This window comes from Rothia sp. HSID18067 (assembly GCF_003989445.1).
Lineage (GTDB): Bacteria > Actinomycetota > Actinomycetes > Actinomycetales > Micrococcaceae > Rothia > Rothia aeria.
Genome location: NZ_RBMF01000003.1, coordinates 214,730 through 237,243, shown reverse-complemented (window position 1 = coordinate 237,243; position 22,514 = coordinate 214,730). Strand labels below are relative to the sequence as shown.

General features: G+C 59.3%; 12 protein-coding genes. 7 read left to right on the top strand and 5 right to left on the bottom strand.

The annotated features are described in order from the left end of the window. Nucleotides 1–45: 45 nt before the first annotated feature. Complete coding sequence (locus D8M23_RS09885) at nucleotides 46–927, bottom strand: EamA family transporter (RefSeq protein WP_126854634.1); 882 nt, start codon at nucleotides 925–927, stop codon at nucleotides 46–48. Nucleotides 928–1,030: 103 nt separating this feature from the next. Between D8M23_RS09885 and D8M23_RS09880 the strand changes: the two genes are divergently transcribed. Then, nucleotides 1,031–1,558: a MarR family winged helix-turn-helix transcriptional regulator gene (locus D8M23_RS09880; protein WP_126854633.1), complete on the top strand. Its 528-nt coding sequence runs from the start codon at nucleotides 1,031–1,033 to the stop codon at nucleotides 1,556–1,558. Nucleotides 1,559–1,586: 28 nt separating this feature from the next. On the opposite strand, the gene D8M23_RS09875 is transcribed toward D8M23_RS09880, so the two are convergent. Continuing rightward, nucleotides 1,587–2,024 (bottom strand): nuclear transport factor 2 family protein, encoded by a 438-nt coding sequence (locus D8M23_RS09875; protein ID WP_238693844.1) that lies wholly within the window; start codon nucleotides 2,022–2,024, stop codon nucleotides 1,587–1,589. A 749-nt stretch (nucleotides 2,025–2,773) separates the two neighbouring features. Between D8M23_RS09875 and D8M23_RS09865 the strand changes: the two genes are divergently transcribed. From D8M23_RS09865 to D8M23_RS09835, 6 genes are all read left to right on the top strand, one after another. After that, the gene (locus D8M23_RS09865) at nucleotides 2,774–3,403 is read left to right on the top strand and encodes an FMN-dependent NADH-azoreductase (protein ID WP_126854631.1); all 630 of its coding nucleotides are present in this window, start codon (nucleotides 2,774–2,776) and stop codon (nucleotides 3,401–3,403) included. A gap of 742 nt (nucleotides 3,404–4,145) precedes the next feature. After that, a complete protein-coding gene (locus D8M23_RS09855; RefSeq protein ID WP_126854630.1) occupies nucleotides 4,146–5,735 on the top strand; it encodes an MATE family efflux transporter in 1,590 nt (529 codons plus the stop codon). A gap of 85 nt (nucleotides 5,736–5,820) precedes the next feature. Further along, nucleotides 5,821–7,347 (top strand): MATE family efflux transporter, encoded by a 1,527-nt coding sequence (locus tag D8M23_RS09850; RefSeq protein WP_233129315.1) that lies wholly within the window; start codon nucleotides 5,821–5,823, stop codon nucleotides 7,345–7,347. Between the two features lie 29 nt (nucleotides 7,348–7,376). Continuing rightward, nucleotides 7,377–8,213, top strand: a complete 837-nt coding sequence (nadE, locus tag D8M23_RS09845) for an ammonia-dependent NAD(+) synthetase (protein WP_126854629.1) — start codon at nucleotides 7,377–7,379, stop codon at nucleotides 8,211–8,213. Between the two features lie 67 nt (nucleotides 8,214–8,280). Beyond that, nucleotides 8,281–8,889 carry a DUF4870 domain-containing protein gene (locus tag D8M23_RS09840; RefSeq protein WP_126854628.1) on the top strand — a complete coding sequence of 203 codons (609 nt, stop codon included), beginning with the start codon at nucleotides 8,281–8,283 and terminating at the stop codon, nucleotides 8,887–8,889. A gap of 181 nt (nucleotides 8,890–9,070) precedes the next feature. Beyond that, on the top strand, nucleotides 9,071–9,556 hold the full coding sequence (locus D8M23_RS09835) for a DUF4870 domain-containing protein (protein ID WP_006888032.1): 486 nt from the start codon (nucleotides 9,071–9,073) through the stop codon (nucleotides 9,554–9,556). Nucleotides 9,557–9,647: 91 nt separating this feature from the next. On the opposite strand, the gene D8M23_RS12295 is transcribed toward D8M23_RS09835, so the two are convergent. The 3 genes from D8M23_RS12295 to D8M23_RS09820 form a co-directional block, all read right to left on the bottom strand. Then, nucleotides 9,648–13,568 (bottom strand): S8 family serine peptidase, encoded by a 3,921-nt coding sequence (locus D8M23_RS12295; protein ID WP_274543025.1) that lies wholly within the window; start codon nucleotides 13,566–13,568, stop codon nucleotides 9,648–9,650. A 436-nt stretch (nucleotides 13,569–14,004) separates the two neighbouring features. Continuing rightward, nucleotides 14,005–17,976: a S8 family serine peptidase gene (locus D8M23_RS09825; protein ID WP_126854626.1), complete on the bottom strand. Its 3,972-nt coding sequence runs from the start codon at nucleotides 17,974–17,976 to the stop codon at nucleotides 14,005–14,007. 339 nt (nucleotides 17,977–18,315) lie between these two features. Continuing rightward, nucleotides 18,316–22,251: a S8 family serine peptidase gene (locus D8M23_RS09820; RefSeq protein ID WP_238693843.1), complete on the bottom strand. Its 3,936-nt coding sequence runs from the start codon at nucleotides 22,249–22,251 to the stop codon at nucleotides 18,316–18,318. Nucleotides 22,252–22,514: the final 263 nt, after the last annotated feature.

The window sequence follows — 22,514 nt, the reverse complement described above, 5'->3', positions numbered from 1 at the left end:
GCGCATCAAGAGCCTTTTTATGTCGTGTGTGGGGCGGCGGGAAAACTATTTTGTGTGAGAAAGAGCCGCTTTCCGCGCGCCCATCATGGCGCGCTGTACCCCCACTATTGAGGCCAGTACCAGCACGAAGCCGAGCATCGACAGCGGCGTCATGCTTTGCCCCAAGAAAATCCAGCCGAGAATAAACGCGGTCACCGGGCTGAGCGGGCCTAAGGATGCGACCACGGCGGGCGGCAGCTTCGAGAGCCCATGAAAATACACGCAGTAGGCGAGCGCTGTGCCCACCAGGCAGAGGAAGGCGTATCCACCGATATTTGCGGCGGTGAGCGGCGGCAGTGGTTCCTCGGTCAGCAGGGCGATGGGCAGCAGGAATATTCCGCCCACGAGCAGCTGCCATCCTGTCATGGCGAGAGTCGAGAGAGACGATGTGCCCATGGAGGTGAAGAAAATTCCGCACGCCATGGCGACAGCCCCGGTGAGCGCCGCGAGAATGCCAATCACATCGAAGGTGGTGCTGGGGGATGCGACCAGCAGAATAATGCCGATAATGCCCATAAGTGCGGCAAGCCATGCCGATGCGGGAGTCGCTTTCTTAGCAACTGTTCGGGTGAGGACGAGCACGAAAATAGTTTGTGTTGAGCTGAGAATCGCCGCCAGTCCGCCGGGCAGGCGGTATGCAGAGACGAACAGCATTGCCTGGAATAGGCCGATGTTGAGGATGCCGAGAAGAATAATTCGGCCCAGCTCGTTCTTGAGCGGGAACTCTCGGGTGATGAGCAGTAGCAGCAACCCTGCTGGCAGCACGCGGATCAGTGCGGCGGTGAAGGGACGGTTGGGCGGCAGAAACTCGGAGGTGATGAGGTAGGTTGATCCCCAAACCATGGGGACGAACGCCGTGATGATCAGCAGAGGAAGACGGTTTTTCATAGTTCTTCGCAGTCGGATAGATGCCTTGAGTTCAAGATAAATCCTAATCGCTTTTTGTCTTGAAAGCAAGATAAAATAGTAGTGAGCCGACTCTAGGAGGAATATGTCGAGCGCCCGTTCCCGCAGTACCCACCCCGATGCCGTGGACGTCATTATTGATCAGTGGAAACGTGAACTCCCCGAGTTGGCTTCTGAAAATATGGCCCTGATTGGCCGTCTTAGGCGATGCTCCATCCTGCTCGCGCCGCGCCTTGACGAGGTTTTTGCCGCCCATGATCTCAGTAATGGCGCCTTTGACGTGTTGGCGACATTACGCCGCGCGGGTGCGCCCTATATTCTGACCCCAACCGAGCTTTTTGCCTCGCTTATGGTTACTTCGGGCACTATGACAACCCGCCTGCAGAAGGTGCAGAAGCGGGGGTGGGTTGAGCGCATCCCCAATCCGGACGATGCCCGCAGTATGCTCGTGAAGCTAACGGGCGCCGGGCGTGAATTGGTGGAAAAAGTCGTCTTCGAACACGTGGAAAACGAGCGGCGTATTCTGGAAAAGCTGCCCGCTGAGACACGCCGTCAGCTGGATGCAGGCCTCGCCGAGCTGATGCGGGTGCTGGAGGATGCGAAAAAGAGCTGAAGGAAAAGGTGTAGCGAACCTGCGTGCTCTAATCCTCCAGCGGTTCCGCCAGAGCCTCCTCCTGCCCGTTATCCGCTACGATGCTCAGGGCACGTTCCAAGATCTGCACATCCTCGCAGGTCTCTATCGACGTAACCTTACCCCACACGAGCGTGAAAAACTGAAACACCGTATTCTGGTAACGCTCCCCACCGGGTAGATCGCCATTCACCCGCGCCAGCACTGCCACACGCGTGCGCCACGGGTAACCCGAGACCAGAATATCCTGAACGTCAAAATGGGCACCCGGCAACAGACGATTCACACGTTCCCACCACAGGATCATGGTCTTTTTACTCGTGCGGGTGCCGCCTAGAGCGTGACTGCCATGAAATCGGTATTGAAAAGAATCCGCCAACGAATCAATCATCGCTTGATAGTTTCCGGCGTTAATTTCTTGGAAAGTAGCGCGTATTTTATTTGCCACTATGCGCCTATACACTTCTTGCTCCTCGTCTCAACGTTACCCGAAAGGTACATGCGATTCTGCGCGGTTGGCCTCCCTGAAGTCAAGGGTTTACCAGTATATACAGGTATATGACGTTTTATCAGTGAGAATTTACGCGGGTTCCTTACAGAAGAACAGCCTTCGAGGGTAAGGGGCGGTGTGCTAAGCTGGAACCATATTTGCAAACTGGATGCCTGTTATAGGCAAGAGGAGCCGGTAGCGCCAACTACCAGCCCCTCTCTGTGAGTAGGGTATTACCTCAGGCTCTTAAACCAAGCTGAGATAAAGCCTACGATATGTGAAACGGCTTGAGCCGATCCATCAATCAGAATGTAGTTGATAAGGATCGCTTGAGCCGTTTCTACTATCTCGTAGAACAGCATTCCTACTCACCTCCTCCCCACCCCGAGAGTCATCACGGAATGTAAATTTGCAAACTGTGCCGGTGACTCATTCCGGGAAGAGGGCACTCATAACTTTACCGCATGCTTTACAAGGAAATTTCGTGTGATTCTGGAGAATGCGTAAAAATGTGATTCTTCCATTTTTAAATTCTTTTCACGCGCACTAGGGATATCCCTAGAAGAAATATTGCGTCATAAAGCGTTATTCCATAACTTTGCCAGTACTCAGCATTGATACCAGCGTTACACCCAATCTACGATAGAAATATCCATCCCGGATTTTTGTAAATTCTGCAATATCTTATTCAATCACCAGGAGACCCCATGCAGACCCTTATTATTAACGCCCACCCGGATCCCCAGAATAAAACCGCGTATTGCACCAACCGCCTCGTCGATTGCCTGACCGAGAAACTGCCGGATGCAACCGTGCTGAACCTCTACAACGCGGATATTCCCGAACTTACTGCCGAGACTCTGCCGGTCTTTAACGGCGCATACAGTGGGGATGGTAAAGATGCAGAGTTGAGCAAGGGCGCACAGCATTTTCTTGCGCGCAATGCCGAGCTGCTCGAACAGTTCAAGGCGGCCGACCGGGTGATTATCGCCATGCCCATGCACAATTTCACGGTGACCTCACGCCTGAAAGACTACCTGGACAACATCATCGTGCCGGGGCAGACCTTCCAGTACACTCGGGAGGGCCCGCAGGGTCTCATGGGCGGGCATAAAGCGCTGCTCGTGCAGTCAAGCGGCTCCGTATACAGCACCGGTCCGCTGGCACCGTGGGAGCAATCGTACCCCTTCCTGCAGACCGCATTTGGGATGCTCGGGTTCGATTCGACCGATATTGTGCGTGCCGAAGGCACCATGGATCCAAATATTGGCCCAGACGTCGCTGTTGAGCGTGCCTGCGCCGAGCTTGAACAAAAGCTGCCCGAGTTTCTTGCCTAAGAAACCAAGAATTGCTGGGTATAAGGAACACTCAGAAGCCCGATGGTACTGAGGCAGTGTGCTAAGCTGGAACCATATTTCATAGGATACACTCATAGCGGAGGAGCCCAGTAAGTTGGAATTACTAAGCTCCTCCTTGTGAGCAGGTTGTTACCTCAGGCTCTTAAGCCAAGCTGAGATAAAGCCTACAATATGTGAAACGGCTTGAGCCGATCCATCAACCAGGATGTAGCTGATAAGGATCGCTTGAGCCGTTTCTACTAGTTCGTAGAGAGGCATGTCTACTCGCGCTTGCGCGCCTTCCGCACGCAGATTTGGTGCCTCGCGCGCTCGGAATCTGCGGTGCTCCAGCTCATCCGCCCCGAGAGTCATCACGGAATGAACTATCTACGAAATGTGCCGGTGACTCATTCCGGGAAGAGGGCACTAATAACTTTACCGCATGCTTTACACAGAAAATATGCCCTTTTAAAAGCGTTAGCATGTAAAAAGGCTCCTTATGTGAATAAAGCGTTGAAAAACTCTCTTTATTCACATAAAGAGCCTTTTTGCGCGGGAGATGAGAGAGGGAAGCAGGGGAGAGGGTCGGGAGGAAAAACGGTGGGAGGAAGAGCTTACTTCTCAACAGGAAATGGGTACAATAGAGTCCCCTGCCCGCATCGGCATGTAGCGCTGACCGATATTACCTGAGCCATGCCGCCTCAGAGACGGGCGCACTCCACAGACCAAGAAACGCATCTTCATGACACATAAACCTACACACGCCCTGCCCGAAAATACCGGCGCGGCAGACAACCCCAACGCAGCCGCAAAACTTGGCACAGCAGCACCGTCCAAGGCGAACCCGCCCGTCACCGGTGCAGTTCCAGCGGTGACAGGCACCGTGCCCTCCACCACTGGCGCCATCCCGGCTGTGCCCGCACCTGATGCAGGCCCCGGGATGCCCAATATGGACGATCCCAAAAACATCTACCTACTCAAAGATGCCCCCGTTTTCACAGCGCTTCTTTCCCTGGGTATCCCCATGGCAGCAGGGCTGGCGATCACCAGCATTTACAACGTCATTAACTCCTACTTTGTGGGGCACTACGGCACCGTCGAAGAGCTCGCCGCCACCGGATACGGCGTACCTGTTTTCTTTATCATCATGGCGATTGCGGGTGTGTTCGGTCTGGGCTCATCAACCCTGGCGTCGCGTCTGCTGGGCGAAGGCAACAAGGCACGTATTCGCAACGTAACCTCATTCGCCCTGTACTCTGCGCTCGCCTGCGGTGTGGTGGTCGCTATTGCCGGGTTCCTGTTCGCAGACCCAGTTACCGGCCTGATGGGCGCCTCCGGGTCATCCTTTGAGCCGACCAAAACCTTCGTGCACCTGCTCTTTGTGGGTGCGCCGTTTTCGGTCGGCATGTTTACCCTGGAACAGCTGGTGCGTTCTGAAGGTTACGCCAAACAGTCCATGTACGGCATTATCTGGGGCGTCGTCATCAACTCAATTTTCGATGTTCTGCTGATTGCGGTTCTCGGCTGGGGTATCGCCGGTGCCGGTTGGGCGATGCTCGCCGCAAACGCCGCATCCATGGTGTACTACCTGCAGTTCCTTATTCGCAAGAGCCCCAACTTCTCCTGGAAACCCAGCGATTTTGTGATCGCCGGCGACATTATTAAACCCGTGTTCGCCGTGGGTGCCGCCGAACTGATTCAGAGTGCAAGCCTGACCGTTTCTGCGCTGGTGCTCAACAATATTGCTGCAGGATACGGTGACGATTCTGTGGCCGCCTTTGGGCTGGCGATGCGTCTGAACATAGTACCTGAAATGCTGTGTATGGGTATTTGCATGGGCGGTATTCCGCTCTTCGCCTATGCCTACGGTGCTCGCAATCGAGACCGCGTGCGTTCTGCGCTGAAAACCGCCGCAATGGTATCGGTGGCAACCTCCATTATCTTCACCACCCCCGTTTTGATATTCCGTCGCCAGCTTCTTGAGCTCGTGGGCGACTCCTCGCTGGTCGCCACCGGCGAGAAAGTGCTGATCGCGCTCATGCTTGCCGCCGTTTTCAACGCCGTGAGCATCGTGTTCGTCTCGTGGTTCCAGGCCGCCGGTAAAGGCTTGCCCGCCACGCTCATGACCCTGGGTATTGCCCTGCTTTTCTTCCCTGCGGTTATCTTCGGCAATATGTGGTTCGGCTTCGACGGCCTCACCTGGGCGTTCCCCTTCACCCAGATCTCGGCGTGCGTGCTGGGTGTGATCCTCTTCTTCGCAACCGGCGGTACCAAGGTGAAGGACACGGCAGCGAACGAGACCGCTGCAGTGAAAGACCCCGCAAAAGCCTAGCCTCACCGCCGCCAACAGGCGCTGCAGCAGCGAAACACCATAAGGTTTAGGCGGTGTTCGTTACTGCCGCGTCAATAGAGGTATGATGAGCGAGGCAAACAACCACACCCCACGCACGGAAACGAGCACAAAGGAAGAGGCGCGCGTGCACGAAACAACCGACAACACCCCTGCGTCGCGTGCGGCCGAAATCCTCGAATCCGGCGACGAAAGAAACATCTACTACCTCAAATCAGCCCCGCCCATGCGCGCCCTCCTGGCCCTGGGCATCCCCATGGCCACCGGCCTGGCGATTACCTCCATCTACAATGTGGTGAACTCCTACTTTGTGGGGCACTTCGGCACCGTTGAAGACCTGGCGGCCCTCATCTTCGGCTTTCCTGTTATCGGTGTCATCACCGCCCTGGCGGGCCTTTTCGGGGTGGGCGCATCCACCCTCACGGCGCGGCTGCTGGGCGAGAACAAAGCCGACCGCATCCCCGAAGTCACCTCATTCGCGCTGTACGCGTCCCTGCTGTTCGGGGTGCTGCTGGCCCTGATTGGCGTGTTCTTCATTGACCCGCTCACCCATTTTATGGGGGCCTCAGGCGCCACCTACGAACCCACCCGCTGGTTCGTGACGATCCTGTTCATTGGCGCCCCGCCCTGGATGTGCATGTTCACCCTAGAGCAGCTGGTGCGGGCCGAAGGGTACGCCAAACAGTCCATGTACGGGCTGGCCTGGGGCGTGCTCGCCAACCTGGTGCTGGATGCGCTGCTCATTGGTGTGCTCCACATGGGCGCAGCCGGTTCTGGTTGGGCGCTCATGGGCTCGAACCTGGCGTGCATTATCTACTACATGCTGTTTCTGACCGCTAAAAGCAAGAACTTCTCGGTATCTCCCCGCGATTTCAAGCTCTCCGCCGACGTGCTCAAACCCGTACTGGCGGTGGGCTCCTCACAGCTGGTCTCCAGCCTGTTTCTGGTGGCCTCAGCTCTGGTGCTGAATAACCTGGCGGTCAAGTACGGGGATGCGGCAGTCGCCTCATTCGGTGTCTCAATCCGGCTGATTATGGTGCCAGAGACCCTGTGCATGGGTATCTGCATGGGCGGTATCCCGCTGTTCGCCTACGCCTACGGGGCACGGAACCGGGAGCGTCTGAGGGCCTCACTGAGAACGGCGGTGGCGCTGTCGGTGGGCACCTCGGCGGTGTTCTCCGTCCCGGTGTGGTTTTTCCGGGACTGGGCGCTGTACCTGACGGGCGGACCCACCCTGGTTGAGGCGGGCGATAAGGTGCTCACGGCCCTGCTGTGCTCGACCGTGTTCCACGCGCTGGTGGTGCTGTGGATCTCCTGGTTCCAGGCATGCGGCAAAGGAACAGCTGCGGTGGTGATGACCGCGAGCGTGGGTGTTTTCTTCTTCATCACGGTGCTGGCGGGGGAGGCACTGTTCGGGTTTGACGGGCTCACCTGGGCGTTCCCGGTAACCCAGATGGCCTCGTGCGCGCTCGGCGTGGTGCTGTTCGCGGTAACGGGCCGCACCCGCGTGCCCGCAACAGCCCCCGATGCGGGCGCTTCCGCATCGGCAGAACCGGGAGGGCAGGCCGCTGGGAGTGTTGGCGCCGGAATATAACGGCTCACGCCTGCGCGTACACTAGAGGTATGCGTGAACTTCAGGAAAAAATCGTGGCCCAGATGGGCGTTCGCCCCAATATGACCGAAGAGCAAGCGCGTGAGGAAGTACAGCGGCGCGTACAGTTCCTCTGCGACTATGCGAAAGCAACCGGCACCTGCGGATTCGTGCTCGGCATTAGCGGCGGCATCGATTCCACGCTGGCGGGCAGGCTCAGCCAACTCGCCAGCGAAAAACTCAACGCCGAAGGATACCAAGCGCAGTTCATGGCGGTACGCCTGCCCTATAAAACCCAAGTCGACGAAGAAGACGCACAAAAAGCCCTCGAATTCATCGCACCCGACCGCACCGTCACCTTCAATATTGCGGATGCGGTCGATGGGTTCGACACCGCCTACACGGCTGCCGTGGGCACGCCCATCAGCGACTTCAATAAGGGAAATATTAAGGCGCGTGCCCGCATGATCGCCCAGTATGCGCTCGCTGGCGACCCGTCCCTGCTGGTCGTCGGCACCGACCACGCGGCGGAATCCGTGACCGGTTTCTTCACGAAGTTCGGCGACGGTGGGGCAGATATACTGCCCCTTTCCGGGCTGAATAAGCGGCAGAATCAGCTGCTTCTGAGGGTTCTGGGCGCATCCGAGCGGCTGTGGGCTAAACCGCCGACAGCCGACCTGCTCGACGGTATCCCCGGGCGCACCGATGAGGACGAGCTCGGCATCACCTACCCACAGATCGACGACTACCTGGAAGGTAAAGAGATTGACCCCGTCGTCGCCGAAAAGTTGGAGAGCATCTACCTGCGCAGTCGGCATAAACGCACGGTTCCGGTGGGTATCGCCGATACGTGGTGGCATGTGAACTGACTCTGTCCGCGCGCCCCCTTTTAGCTTTATCCTTGAGATAGGGACGCAATCTCAGAGGAAGGACACAATGACTGAACCTGCTTCAAACCCCAACGACCCCCGCATTAACCTCGACAAAACGGAGCAGCCGGATCACCCAAGCGGGCCTCAGCCGGACCCCTACCCGCAGAGCTACCAGGGTCCCGCCGTTGGGCAGCCGCCCGCACCGGTGCCCTATGCAGCCCCCTACCCGGGCCAGTATCCTTACCCTGCTGAGTACCGGGCGGCTGACGCCCACACTATAGCGATGCTCGCCCACCTTTCGCTGCTGCTGTGGGGGTTCACCCCGCTCATCCTATGGGCTGTGTACAAAGATAAGCCCGGGTACGGGTTTACTAGGCGAGCCTGCGCCCGCGCGTTTAACTTTACGATGACCGTAATGATTGCTGAGCTCTCGGTGATTGCTTTTAGCCTGCTGAGTTTTCTGGTCTTGATGGGTATAACCGCCGGTAGCCGAGATGCGGCGGCGGTGGCCGCAGTAGTATTCATGATCGGTCTTATAGCGGTGTTGGGGATCGTGACTGTCATGCTAATTCTGGCCCTCATCTTCCCCATTATGGGGGCGATACGCGCCAACCGCGGGGATGAGTACCGGTATCCCCTCCCGCACATAAAAATACTGGATGAAGACGGATAGGTGAACTGTCTCTCATAATACTCAAAAAACGCCCCCACCAAACCATCTGTTAGTGATGGGTGACACATATACGGTGTTGGGTGGCGTATCTACAAGACTATTCATCAAAATCTTGGTAGTCTTGCGGATATGGTACGTACCGCACCGTACCATTCACCGACCAACCGACCGAAAGTACATTATGAGTCAACAGAACTTTGACCCCAACCAGCCGAACTACAACTACAACCCAAATATGCAGCAGGGTATGGGGCAGCAGCCCTACGAGCAGGAAGCCCCGGACGCACGTTCCATGGCAACGTTTGCACACATTTCCCCGGTCCTGTCTCTTTTTGCGCCTCTGATCTTCTGGTTCATTTACAAAGATAAAACCGGGTATGGTCGCACCAAGGCTGCTGCCGCCCGCGCGTTTAACCTGGCGCTCACCTGGACCATTGTGGCGATTGTGTACATTATTGTGTGCGCCGTTATCTTCGGGGCAGGCGCGGCAGCATCAACATCTCGAAATGTTTCTCCCCTGGTGGGAATAGCATCCCTGATGTACTTGCTGATTATCCCTGCCGGTCTTGTAGTTCTTATTTTCCACATTGTGGCAGCAGTAAAAACTAATAAGGGAGAGGACTACAAGTACCCGGTTCCCACCCTTAAGGTTCTGAAGGATAAGTAAAATTACCGTCCACTCAGGTAATAATGAAGCTGTGGCCTGGATTTGTACTATACAGATCCGGGCCACAACTTTATGCGCACACTGGCGAGAATTATCCCCGGTGAAGCACCCGCCGGGCGTACCGGTGAATCATCGTTGCCGCAGCCTCACGCCGCACCGTGGCGGCAGGTTTGAGCAGGGAAGTCTCCTCCATAAATATCTTCTTCTCATACGCCCAGGTGATCTCCCGGTAGAAACGCGCACCGGTGGGCACATCCTCAAAGGGGCTCTTCTCCGGGGGCGTGTAGGCGGGGGAGCCTGCGGCACGGTAGAAGAACGCGGCCATGGCCTCACGGGTGGCAGCCTCATGCGGGCGGAACGTGCCATCCGCCCAGCCGGTAGTAATACCCGCCTGGTGCATCCACGCGATCTCCTTATAGAACGGGTGGTTTGTGGGAACATCCGTAAACGGCGACTGCTGCGGGGGCGTGTAGGCGGGGGAACCGGCCAGCCGGTAGAAGAACGCCGCGGCCGCCCCACGCTCGGTATCTTCACCCGGGTGGAAAGTGCCGCCCGGGTACCCGCGTGTAATTCTGCGTTCGGCCAGCCAGTCAATGTCGGGGGTGGCTGTGTTCGCATCGTTCACGTCCGTAAACCGGGCCCGCACCGTGTTGTGGGTGTTCTCCCCAGAGACATTCAGCACCTGCGCCCGATCACCTGTGGCACCCCGGGCGCCGTTCAGGTTACCAGTGGAATTATGCAGGTGCAGCAGAAGCAGCTTACCTTCTGCCCCTTCGGTGCGGTGCACCGTCAAAGACGCGTTGGGCGCATCAACGAACAGCCCCGGCACGCCTGAGGCGGTACCGGTGAACCAGAAGGCGGGTGTGAACGGGTTGAACTTTACCGCTTCGGTCGCATCAACAATGGGTGTGGTGGCGTACGAGGAGGTGGTGGCCACCGTGTATGAGAGAGCTCCCGGGTTTTGGGCGCTCAGCCCCAGCAGCCGCAGCGGCACCCCCATCATGAGGGTGTTGCTGTCCATGGTGTTCGTGTCGGTGCTGCCCCAGGTGTTATTGAGCGGGTAGAGCGCCCCGTCCACCGGAACCCACCGGCCGTTATCGGCCCGGGAGAGCTGCACCAGTGGGTAGTCCACCCCGGCGGCGCGCATCGTGTGCAGGCGGTAGTCGTTGGTGCCGTCCCCGTCAGTGTCAATAAACACGTAGTAGGTGCTGCGCGGGGTCACCTCGGACCAGTTGCCCCAGGTTGAAATACCAAAATAAAGCGAACCATCGTTCGGGTTTTTGCCTGCGGCGGCCAGTGCGGCAGCATCCGATGCGGCACCCGCGTACTGAATATCTGCCCGCTGGTCGCTGCTGACCGACAGGTCCTCGGTGGGAATATGCCCGCTCGTGACCCCCAGCTCAAAAGCCCCCAGCAGCGACCGGTACCCGCCTTGATCCACACCCGTACCGGAAAGCGGCAGCTGCGCCTGCTGCTGGCCTCGCTCAAACTGCACCTCCGCAGCGGCCACCCGCATCTGTGACACCAGCTTCGGGGCGGCGTGCACCGGCACCCGCAACGTAGTGTCGCCCTCGGTGAGCACCACCTGCCCGGATGCGCTCGTAACATACTGGCGCGCCCCAAAAGCAACCACCTGCCCGTCTTCACCGGTGGAACGCTGGGTGGTGTTTGCGGTCGCCTCAGCGGTTTTCGCCAGGGCGGCGGGGTCCACGGTGAGGGTGACGGTGAACGTTGTCCTCCCGCCCGGGGGCACCGTCACGCTCTCAGGCAGGGAGTAAGCAACCCCCGGGACTTCGGTGCTGGCAGTGTACGAAAGCAGGTAGGTGTGCGCGATAGTGTCAGTATTTTCCACCACCATTTCACGGCGGAGAACAGACACCGGCGCATCCGGGGCGTATTCGAGTACCCCGAACGTGTCTGAAACCTGCTCCGGGCGGGCGGCATTATAGACGAGCACACGGTTATTCACAGCCTTGGCGGAGTCGATGCGGCCAGAACCCACCCGATCCGGTGGGTAGGGGCGGTTGTGGGCATCATGCACGGGGTGCGCGGCAGTGTTCATCAGGGTGGCTTTAAGCTGCTGCGGGGTGTAGCTGCGGTGCTCTTCCACAAGCTGCGCGGCCACCCCGCAGACGTCGGCGGCAGACATGGAGGTGCCCGTGAGCGTACTGGCCCCTGCGCCTGAGCCCGCCCGTGCTGAAGCGATACCGGTGCCCGGGGCAGACACATCGGGTTTAATGCTGCCCCACGAGCCGTGAGCGCCCCGCGCCGATGCCGGGTTAGGCTGATCCGCCGCCCCGGTTTCGATGCGCGCACCGGTGCGGAGAGCATCGTCTAGTCGCAGGGTGAGGGTGCCTGAGGCCAGCGCTGGGCGGATCTTCTCGGCCTGCTCTGAGGGCAGCAGCACCCCGGGCAGGGCCGCAGTGCCGGCGATATCGGTCAGCGGCTGCCTGGTGCCAAGAACCACCCCAGCGCCGCCAGCCCGCTCTACATTGGCGAACCGTACCGCCGAACCGCAAGGCACGGCACCGCTTGTATTGTCCCAGTCAAGGTACACCCATTTCCCGTTGAGCCTGGCGGCCTCTTCAGCGGTGAACGGGGCACACCCGTACAGGTTCGAGGCGGGGGCTTTCACCACCTGGCCGGTGAGCTCACCCTCCCTGTGCCGTGCATAATCATACTTTGTGGTGTACCGGCCGTATATTTCGCTTGTGCCAGCGGGGGAGAGCACTTTCACCCGGTCGGCAGACTGCGTGGCGCCCATAGAATTCGCCACAGTGAGCGCGTACGCGCTGGTTGCCGGGCCACCGGAGATAGAGTAGGTGTCGCCAGCACCGTTCTGGGATGCGGCATTCCCTGCGGCGGTCACCGTAAGAACACCCTGCCGGTACAACTCACCTATTGCATAGTTAGTCGATTCATCGAATACACCGTAGTCGGTTCCGACCGAAAGGTTCACAATATCCGCCCGGTCGCTGAAATCCCCATCGTCGTTCGGGTCAAGCACCCGGTCGAGAGCCTTCAGCGTGAGCGCCGACGTTCCCGCACACCCAAAAATACGGAAGGCCACCAGGCGCGCCTCCGGGGCGGCCCCGGGGGCGATGCGCATCCTGTGCAGCTCATCGGCGCTGAGTGCGGAGTAATCCCCGTGAAAGGCAGTATTGTCCGCCGCCACACCGTACCCGGCGATAGTGCCCGCCACGTGGGTGCCGTGCCCGCTGCAGTCAAGAGGATTCGCGTCCGGGATGGGCAGGGCATGCTCCTTAGTGCTGGCATTGTAGCCATCCCCTGCCATATCGTACCCGCCCACAAGCTTCTGCGGATCGTATAGCCCATCCGGCAGGGTGGCCGAGTCCTTCGCCCGCCGGTGGGCCTCATCGGTGCCGGGCCCGCCCAAATCGGCGTGGGTGTAGTCGATGCCGGTATCAATGACGGCCACCGTAACGTTACGGCCCGTGTACCCGTACCCGCCGGTGTTGTTCTTCTGCGCCCAGGTGGTGAGCGTATCCGTGTGCACGGCGGTACCCGCGTTCTGCGGCCGCACGTTCGTAATAACGCTAATGCGCGCCACATCCTGCCGGGCCGCGAGCTTACGGATCTGTTCAATATCGCCGTAGAGCCCGACCCCGCGCACCGTGTTCACGGTGGTGTACAGTATTTTTGAGCTGGTGGCCTCAGCAGCCGTGCGTGCCCGCTCGTTGACCCAGGCGTGGATGGAACGCACTTCATCCCGTTTGGCCCCGTTCTGCTCCCGGGTGGCGCGGCCGGTCGCGGGGCGGGTGAGCTCATAGGCGCCGGTGCCTTTGAACTGCACAAAAACCGCTGTTTCGCCCGATGCGCTGGCGGCTGAGGGGCTAATAATATTCTGATCTCTGCTGGTTTCTGCGCCCTGCTGGACACTGCTATCCGGTGTATCTGCGGCGAAAACCGGGAAGGCGGTGGTGGTTACTAACGATAAACTCAACGCTGTGGCAAGAGTGCATCTTGCCTGCCCCATGAACTTTCTCACCATAGACAGCTCCTTGATATGTGGTTGGTGCGCAGAGTGAACGAGATAAGAGTACCGAAAACTTTCGATACGTATCGGGCGGCTGTGCAGGGGCACTCACGGTTTAACCACAAAAAACAACAGTAGACTAATAATTATTAGTGCTTCTCCTTGTTTTTACTGGCACTAAGACTAGAAAATATTCGGAATACTTGTGCAATATCACGGTATATGAGGCTTATTTTGAGGTGCGCCTCGCCTGCAGTTTTCTATAACTATGCGGCTCATCGTTAGCGCCCCCACCCGCAGCCACACCCACACCGCACAGAAAAACCCGGCCGCCAATAACCCCTCAGGGGCCACTGACGGCCGGGAAACCAGCCAAAGCGCCAGGCGTCCAGCCAATAGTAGGGCGCCCAATAGCGTAAGACTACGGCACAGACACCCGGCAGCTGGGGCGCTACCGCCTACTCAGCACCTTCTCGTGATATCGGTACAGGAACGCGGCCATCGCATCGCGGTGAATCGGCTCACTGGGGCGGTAGGTGCCGTCATCCCAGCCCTTCGTGATGCCCTGTTCGGCCAGCCACGCGATCTCCTTGTAGAACTGGCTGTCGGCAGGAACATCCGCAAAAGGCGCCCGGGCGGGTGCCGCAAACTGCGGGGAACCCGCATTCCGGTAGAAGAACGCGGCCATGGCGTCACGGTTCACCGAGGCGGAGGGGCGGAACGTGCCGTCGCCGTAGCCGGTGGTGATGCCGCGGGCGGCCATCCACTCAATCTCCTTATAGAACGGGTGGTTCGTGGGCACATCACTAAACGTCGGCTTCGTCGGAGGCGTAAACTGCGGCGAACCATTCAAACGATAGAAGAACGCCGCCATCGCCCCGCGCTCCACGTTCTCGCCCGGGCGGAACGTCCCATCCGGGTAGCCGAGCGTAATCTGCCGCTGCGCCAACCAGTTAATCTCTGTATAGAACTGGTTATCGGCCGGAACATCCTTAAACCGGGCGTCACGGCTATTAGCAGATGCGGCACTCACCTCAACCACCTGGGCACGCTCGCCATGCCCGGCACCAATGCCGCTCAGGTCACCGGTGCCGTTATGCATATGCAGGAACAGGGCCTTAGCCTCAAAAGCCCCCGCCTGCCGGTGCGCCGTCAGCTCAGCGCCAGCACGGTCAGCGAAGAACCCCGGCACACCCGCCGACTCGCCCTCAAACCACACCTTCGGCGCGAACGGGTTGAACGTGGCCTTCTCCGTGCGGTCCACATAATCAGAGCCCTCATTCAACCAGGTGTTCGTGAACACGGTGTAGCTAATGTCCTTCGCGTTCGCTGAGGTCAGGCCCAGATCCTTCAACGGGATGCCCAGCACCATCACATTGGAATCCATCATGTTCGTATCGGTATCACCCCAGGCACTATTGAGCGGGTACTGGTTAATGAAATCCCACTTGTCGCCGGTTGCCTTCCACACCTTCACCAGCGGGAAATCAAGGCCCTTCTCGCGCGCCACCTCAAGCACATAGTCCTGCTGGCCGTCCCCGTTCGTATCAACCGAAACCTCCACGCTGCGCCCAGAATGCAGCACATCCCAGTTCGACCATGTTGAAATCCCAAAATACAGGTTCCCCTCATCCGGGTTCTTCCCGGCAGCAGCCAGCGCCGGGGCATCCGAGGCGGCACCCACATACTGCACATCAACCACCTGATCCGACGCCACCGTGAGGTTCTGCGTCGGAATACGGCCGCTGGCGGCACCCAGCTCAAACACGCCCAGCATCGACCGGTACCCGCCCTGATCCAAGGTGGTGCCCGTAAGCTTCACCTTCTGCTCAGCACCGGTGCCGAACTCAATCTTTGAGGTGTCCGCGCGCATCGCCGAAACCGGTTTAGGGGCCACATGCACCGGCACGCGCATCGCCTCGGCGCCGTCCTCCTTAAACACCACCCGGCCGGATGCGCTCGCAACATACTGGCGGTCCCCCTCGGCGGTGGTTTCGACCTTATCGCCGACGACGTTGCGTGAGCTCTGGTGCTTTTCCAGCGCGGGGTCCCTGGTTTTCTCCAGTTTCGCCGGGTCGATGGTGACGGTCACCGTCACGTTCTTCTTCTCGCCCGCCCCCACGCTCACCGTGGACGGCAGGGAGAAACTCACTCCCGGGATGTCGGTGCTTGCCACATACTCCGGGGTGTAGGTGTGTGCCCGCGAGTCCGTATTGTCGAGGGTGATGTCGCGGGTTACGGTCTGCACCCCCGAGTCCGGGGTGTACTCCAGCACGCCGAACGCTGTTGATACGCGCTCAGGCTGTTTCGTATCGTACGCCAGCACCTTAGCCTCAACAGCGGCCTTGGCGTTAATCATGCCGGACCCTACCCGGTCCACAGCGTACGTGTGCCCCTGGGAGTCTTTCAGGTCGGTGTTCGCCCCGTTCATTAGGGCGGCCTTGAGCATGGTGGGGGAGTAGTCCTGATGCGCCTGCAGCACCAACGCCGCCACCCCCGATGCGTGTGGTGCCGCCATGGAGGTGCCCGTGAACGCAACCCCCTTGGTGCCGCCGCCCACGGCAGCTGAGACGATCTCAGCGCCGGGGGCCGCCACATCCGGTTTAATGTACCCGTCCGAGCCGTGCTGACCGCGCGCCGAAGAGGACACCAGGCTCAGTGCCTTACTGTGCGAGGTGCGGCCCCGAGCCTTGTAGTCGTTGTTCAGCTCAACCCGCAGGGTGCCGTCGTTGATTGCCGTGGCCAGCTTGTCGGTGGCGCTTTTAGAGAGCATAAAACCGGGGATCGTGGCGTTACCCGCGATACCGACCTCGTGCCGTTCCTGCACCGACCCCAGGATGACGCCTTGACCGCCGGCGGCCTCCACATGGTTGAACCGCACCGCTGAGCCGCACGGGAATTTTCCGGTGGCCGGGTCTTCCCAGTCGATGTACACCCACTTGCCCTTAAGCTGCGCCGCGTCCTGCTCGGAGAACGCTTCGCAGCCGTACCGGTTGGATGCTGGGGCTTTAACCACCTCACCGGTGAGCTTGTCGGCGCTTGCAGCGGCGTAGTTGAAACTGGAGGTGTACACGCCGTTCACGAATCCGGCCTGCTGTTCGGGGGCGAGCACTTTCATCTGATCCGTCGGCTGAGTGGTGCCGTAGGCGTTCGCTACTGACAGTCCTGCGGCGGCGTTGGCGGGGCTGCCCGAGTTGGAGTAGGTGTCGCCCACCCCGTTGTAGTTATTGGCGTTACCGGCTGCGGCGACCGTGAATACGCCCTGCCGCGCCATCGTGTTCACAATATACGATTCGGGGTCGTCTACGGGCGCGAATTCGCCGCCTAGCGACAGGTTCACAACGTTCGCCTTATCCGAGAAGTCGCCGTCGCCGTTGGGGTCCAGTACCGTGTCGAGGGCTTTAATGACCATGTGGGTGGTGCCGTAGCAGCCAAAAACGCGAACCGGCAGGATTTTAGCCTCCGGGGCGGTGCCGGGCCCGATTTTCATCTGGTTCAGCTGTTCTGCGGTGAGTTTGGAGTAGTCGCCGCGGAAGGTGGTGCCGTCCTGGTTTACGCCGTACCCGGCGGCTGTGCCGGCAACATGCGTGCCGTGGCCGCCGGACCCGAACCCATCAGGGCGGCAGTCCAGCGGGTTGTTGTCGGGGTGCGGGGTGTTCTGCTCGGTGTTCGTGGAGGAGGCGTTGTAGCTGTCTCCTACCAAGTCCACGCCCGCAGCGATCTTATTGCGGTCAATCAGCCCTGAATCTGCGGAGGGCAGCTCGGGCATGTCTTTCGCTTTCTGGTATGCTTCGGCCGTGCCGGGGCCGCCGAAGTCGGCGTGCGTGTAGTCCACGCCCGAATCGACCACGGCAATGGTCACGTCTTTGCCTGTGTACCCGGTGTTTTCGCGGGTCCAGGTGTTAACGGTTTTGGTGTCTACCACGCTGGAGGCGTTCTGCCGTTCCTTGGCAATAATGGGGGTGATGCGTTCCACATCGCCACGGCGCGCAAGTTCACGAATCTGCGCAGCATTCCCCTGAAGTACCACGCCGCGGGCGGCGTTGTGCACGGTGTACAGCGCCTGGGAGCTGGACTGGCGGGCCGCCGCCTGTGCCTGTGACTGCACCTGGGTTTTGATGGCTTGGACTTCGGCCTGCTTATTAATGGGTGCTTGTTTGTTTGCTAGTACTGCGGGGGATTGGGTTTGTTCGTATGCGCCTTTGCCTTTGAATTGTACGAAGACGACGATATTGCCTTCCGCTTTTTTCATGCCGGGGCTGAGTACGTCCTTGGCGGTATCCCCCGAGGTGACGATACCGGTTTCGTCAGCATGGGGCTGTACGGCTGAGGCCGGTGCTGCGGCGCTGAGGGTGAGGGCTAAGCCCATTGTTGCGGCCAGGCAGCTTTTGGCGAAAAGCCGTGGGGTGGATAGTGGTCTCATGATGGTTTCCTGACTGTAAATAACGTGATATGTGTGATTTATGGCATATCAGTGTGATGTACTTTAGCATGAGATTTAATAATTCCTGGGTGCTCTACTTATCTGTTTTTAAAGCATTGCCCGGGCAATAAAAATCCCACTATTTTTGGTACGCAACGTAAATATGCGGTGTGTAATACCCATCCTCCTCAAAAATATGGCGTTTTAGGTCTGACTAAACCCTGCCGCCCTATGGTGCGTAGCTTTTGGGCGGTACCGCATATGGCGCGGGGCGCCAGCTTCACCCGCACAGGAGAAGCCAGCGCCCCAAACGCAGTAGCGGCTAAGATCCGCTCGTACCTACTTCAGCACTTTATCGCTGTAGCGGTACAGGAACGCGGCCATCGCATCGCGGTGAATCGGCTCACTGGGGCGGTAGGTGCCGTCATCCCAGCCCTTCGTAATGCCCTGTTCGGCCAGCCATGCGATTTCCTTGTAGAACTGGCTGTTGGCGGGTACGTCCTTGAAGGGGGAGGCTGCCGGGGCTGCGAACTGCGGCGAGTTGGCGTACCGGTAGAAGAACGCGGCCATAGCGTCGCGGTTCACCGAGGCGGAGGGGCGGAACGTGCCGTCGCCGTAGCCGGTGGTGATGCCGCGAGCAGCCATCCACTCAATCTCTTTGTAGAACGGGTGAGACTTCGGAACGTCACTGAACGTGGGGTTATCCGGCGCGGTGAACTGCGGCGTGCCTGCTAGGCGGTAGAAGTACGCGGCCATTGCCCCGCGCTCCACGTTCTCGCCCGGGCGGAATGTCCCATCCGGGTAGCCGGTGGTGATGCGCCGCTGCGCCAACCAGTTGATTTCTGCGTAGAACTGGTTCTCGGCCGGAACATCCGTGAACCGTGACGGTGCCGGGTCGAGCCGCTGCTGCTCGGTGACCTCCAGCACCTGGGCACGGTTGCCTGCGGCACCGTTAAGCCCGCTCAGATCACCGGTGGTGTTGTGCATGTGCAGGAACAGGGCCTTCACATCAGTCGCACCTTCGGCGCGGTGTGCCACCAGCTCGGAGGAAGGCGCATCAGCGAAGAAACCCGGAACCGTCGCGGCGGTCCCAGAGAACCACAGCTTCGGGTCGAACGGACGGTAGTTAATCCAGCCGGTCTCGCTCACGTTAGTCCAGGCGTACTGGGTGGTGGCCGAGACACTGTACTTAATGTCTTTCGTCTTCTCGGCGCTGAGCCCCAGGTCCTTCAGCGGTACCGCCATCACGAGGGCGTTGGAGTCCATCATGTTCGTGTCGGTGTCGCCCCAGGCGTTATTGAGCGGGTAGTAGGCGATCTGCTCCAGGTTGCCGTTCTTGTACCCGTACAGGCGCACAATCGGGAAGTCGATGCCTTTCGCGCGGTCGGTGACCAGCATATAGTCGGCACGGTTATTCCCGTCGGTGTCAATATTCACGGTGAACGTGTTCTCTGTTGAGACCACATCCCAGTTAGCCCACGTCGAGATACCGAACGCAAGCAGCCCGTCATTGGGGTTACCGCCGGATGCTTTCAGCGCGGGTGCAGTCGATGCGGCACCCACATGCTGCATATTCGCTTTCGCGTTGCTGCTCACATCCAGCTTCACCGGGGAGGTGCGCTCAATTGATGCGCCGTGCTCGAACGCCCCCAGCAGCGACTTGTAGCCGCGCTGGTTCAGCTCAGTACCGGTGAGTTTCAGGTTTGCCTGGTGCTCCCCGGCGGGGATCTCAACAGAGCTCCCCTCTACCTTCATCGCTGATGCGGGCTTAGGGGCCGCGTGGATGGGCGCACGCAGGGTGGCTGCGCCCTCAGTGAGCAGAATACGCCCCGACTCTGAGGCAATGAACTGGCGGTACTGTTCGGGTACCAGCTCTGTGCCGTCACCGTACGGGTCCACGGAGTTATGGGTTTTCTCCATGGCCGGGTCCATGGTCTTCTCCATGGCAGCCGGGTCAATGGTGATAGTGACCGTGAAGTTCTTCTTCTCTCCGGGGTTTACCGTAATATTCGACGGCAGGGAGAACTCCACCCCCGGCATGTCGGTGCTACCCGCGTACGAAATGTTGTACGTGTGGGTGTGCGAGTCGAAGTTTTCCACCGTCATCTCGCGGGTTATGGTCTGCTTGCCCTCGTTCACCGCGTATTCGAGCACCCCGAAGGTCTGGGACACCTGCGCGGGCCGGTCGGCGTTATACAGCAGCACTTTCGTCTCTGCCGCAGCCTTAGCATCAATACGCCCTGACCCCACGCGGTCCACCGCGTACACGTTCCCGTCGGCGGTGCGCACATCATGGTTGGCGCTGTTCATAATCGCGGCCTTGAGCTGGGTGGGACCGTAGGACTGGTTAGCCTGCAGCACCTGGGCGGCCACACCGGCGGCAAACGGGGCCGACATGGAGGTGCCCGTATACGAGATGCCGCCCGTCCCGGTGCCTACCCGCGCCGAAGAGATATTGTTGCCCGGTGCCGCCACGTCGGGTTTCGTGTACCCGTAAGTGCCGTGGTAGCCGCGGGCGCTGGAGGCGGTCAGCTGGTCTTTCTTATTGCTGGGCACACGCAGGGATTCTTTCAAATCCGCGCCCAAGCGTACCTTCAGCTCACCGGTGGCGGCGGCTTCACGCACTTTAGCGGAGGCGCTTTTTGCCACACGGAACCCGGGGATGCTCTCATTACCGCCGATCGGCAGGGCAGGTTTCTCTTCCTCTGAGGAAAGGACTACGCCTTTACCGCCAGCCTTTTCGACGTTATCGAACCGCACCTTAGAACCGCAGGGGAGTGAACCGTCTGCGTTGGCCCACTCGAGGAACACCCACTTGTCTTTAATCTTCGCGGCGTCTTCGGCGCTGAACGCCTCACACCCGAATTTATTCGACTCGGAAGGGGTCACAACCGTCCCGGTCAGCGCCTCAGGTTTTGCCCCGGTGTAGGTGTACGAGACGGTGTAGTCGCCGGGGACTTTACCGGCCACGTTTGCCGGTGCCTGAATCTCCATGGAGTCCACCGCGTAGGAGGAGCCGATGGAGTTCGCCACTGTCAGCGCAGAAACCGCGTTTGCGGGCTGGCCCGAATCGGAGTATGTGTCGCCGCGGCCGTAGTAGTCGGTTGCGTTACCGGCTGAAACAACTGCGAGCACGCCCTGACGGTTGAGGGATTCAACGGCGTATGCGTCGGCATCATCCGGTGGGGAGAACTCGCCACCGATGGAGAGGTTCACAATATTCGCCCGGTCCGAGAAATCCCCGTCACCGTTCGGGTCGAGGGTGCGGTCAAGCGCCTGAACAACCACAGCGGTGGTGCCGGTGCACCCGAACACGCGGAAACTATACAGCTGCGCCTGCGGTGCCACGCCGGGCCCGATTTTCATCTGGTTCAGCTGTTCTGCGGTGAGTTTGGAGTAGTCGCCGCGGAAGGTGGTGCCGTCCTGGTTTACGCCGTACCCGGCGGCGGTGCCGGCAACGTGCGTGCCGTGGCCGCCAGCGGAGCAGTCGATGGGGTTGTTATCCGGGGCGGTCTGGTTTGTACCGTCGTACGAGTCACCCACCAGGTCGTAGCCGCCTATGTACTTCTTGGCATCGTACAGCCCCGAGTCTGCGGCAGGCATCTCGGTGAGCTTAGTTGCTTTGTTGAACGCTTCGACCGTGCCGGGCCCGCCGAAATCGGCGTGCGTGTAGTCAATACCGGAGTCTACGACTGCGATTTTCACGTCTTTACCGGTGTACCCGCTGTTTTCACGTGCCCAGTTTTCCGCCGCACCGGTATCAACCACGGAACCGGCGTTCTGCTTCTTTTTCGGCACGATTGGGGTGATGCGCTCCACCTCGGGGTTATTGGCGAGGGCGCGGATCTGCGCCGCATCACCCTGCAAAGCCACCCCGCGCATTATATTGTGCGTGGTGTACAGCGTTTTCGCACCGGTGCTCTGGGCTGCCGCCTGTGCCTGTGATTGCACCTGGGTTTTGATGGCTTGGACTTCGGCCTGTTTATTGGTGGGTGCTTGTTTGTTGGCTAGTACTGCGGGGGATTGGGTTTGTTCGTATGCGCCTTTGCCTTTGAATTGTACGAAGACGGGGATATTGCCTTCGGCCTTCTTCATGGAATCCGAGAGTACGGCGTGCTCACGGGAATTCCGGGCGATGTCCTGGGCGACTGGCGTGTCGGGATCACCAGCGGGTGCCGCCGTCGCGGGCAGTCCCGCTGTGATGGCCATAGTTACACCCAGGGTTGCCGATAGGCAGGCTCTTGAGAGGCCCCGTATCGGAGTGTTTTTTGGCATGATGCTCCTCGAATGTATGAGTGATAATGCGGTGCGACGGCATCGCCGCACCTCGAAGAAGCTGAGAGATGAACACCACATTACACCAGTGTGTGAGAAAAAGTTGTATAGAATACATTGAGGTTTATTTCATTCAATGAATGAAGGTGAATTATCTCTCAATGTTTTATTTGCTTTACCGGGAGCAGAGGATATTTGTTTGAGAATGAGGATCAAAAACCCTGTGTGGACAAAAATCTTCTGCTCGCGCCCTTTCAGGTGCA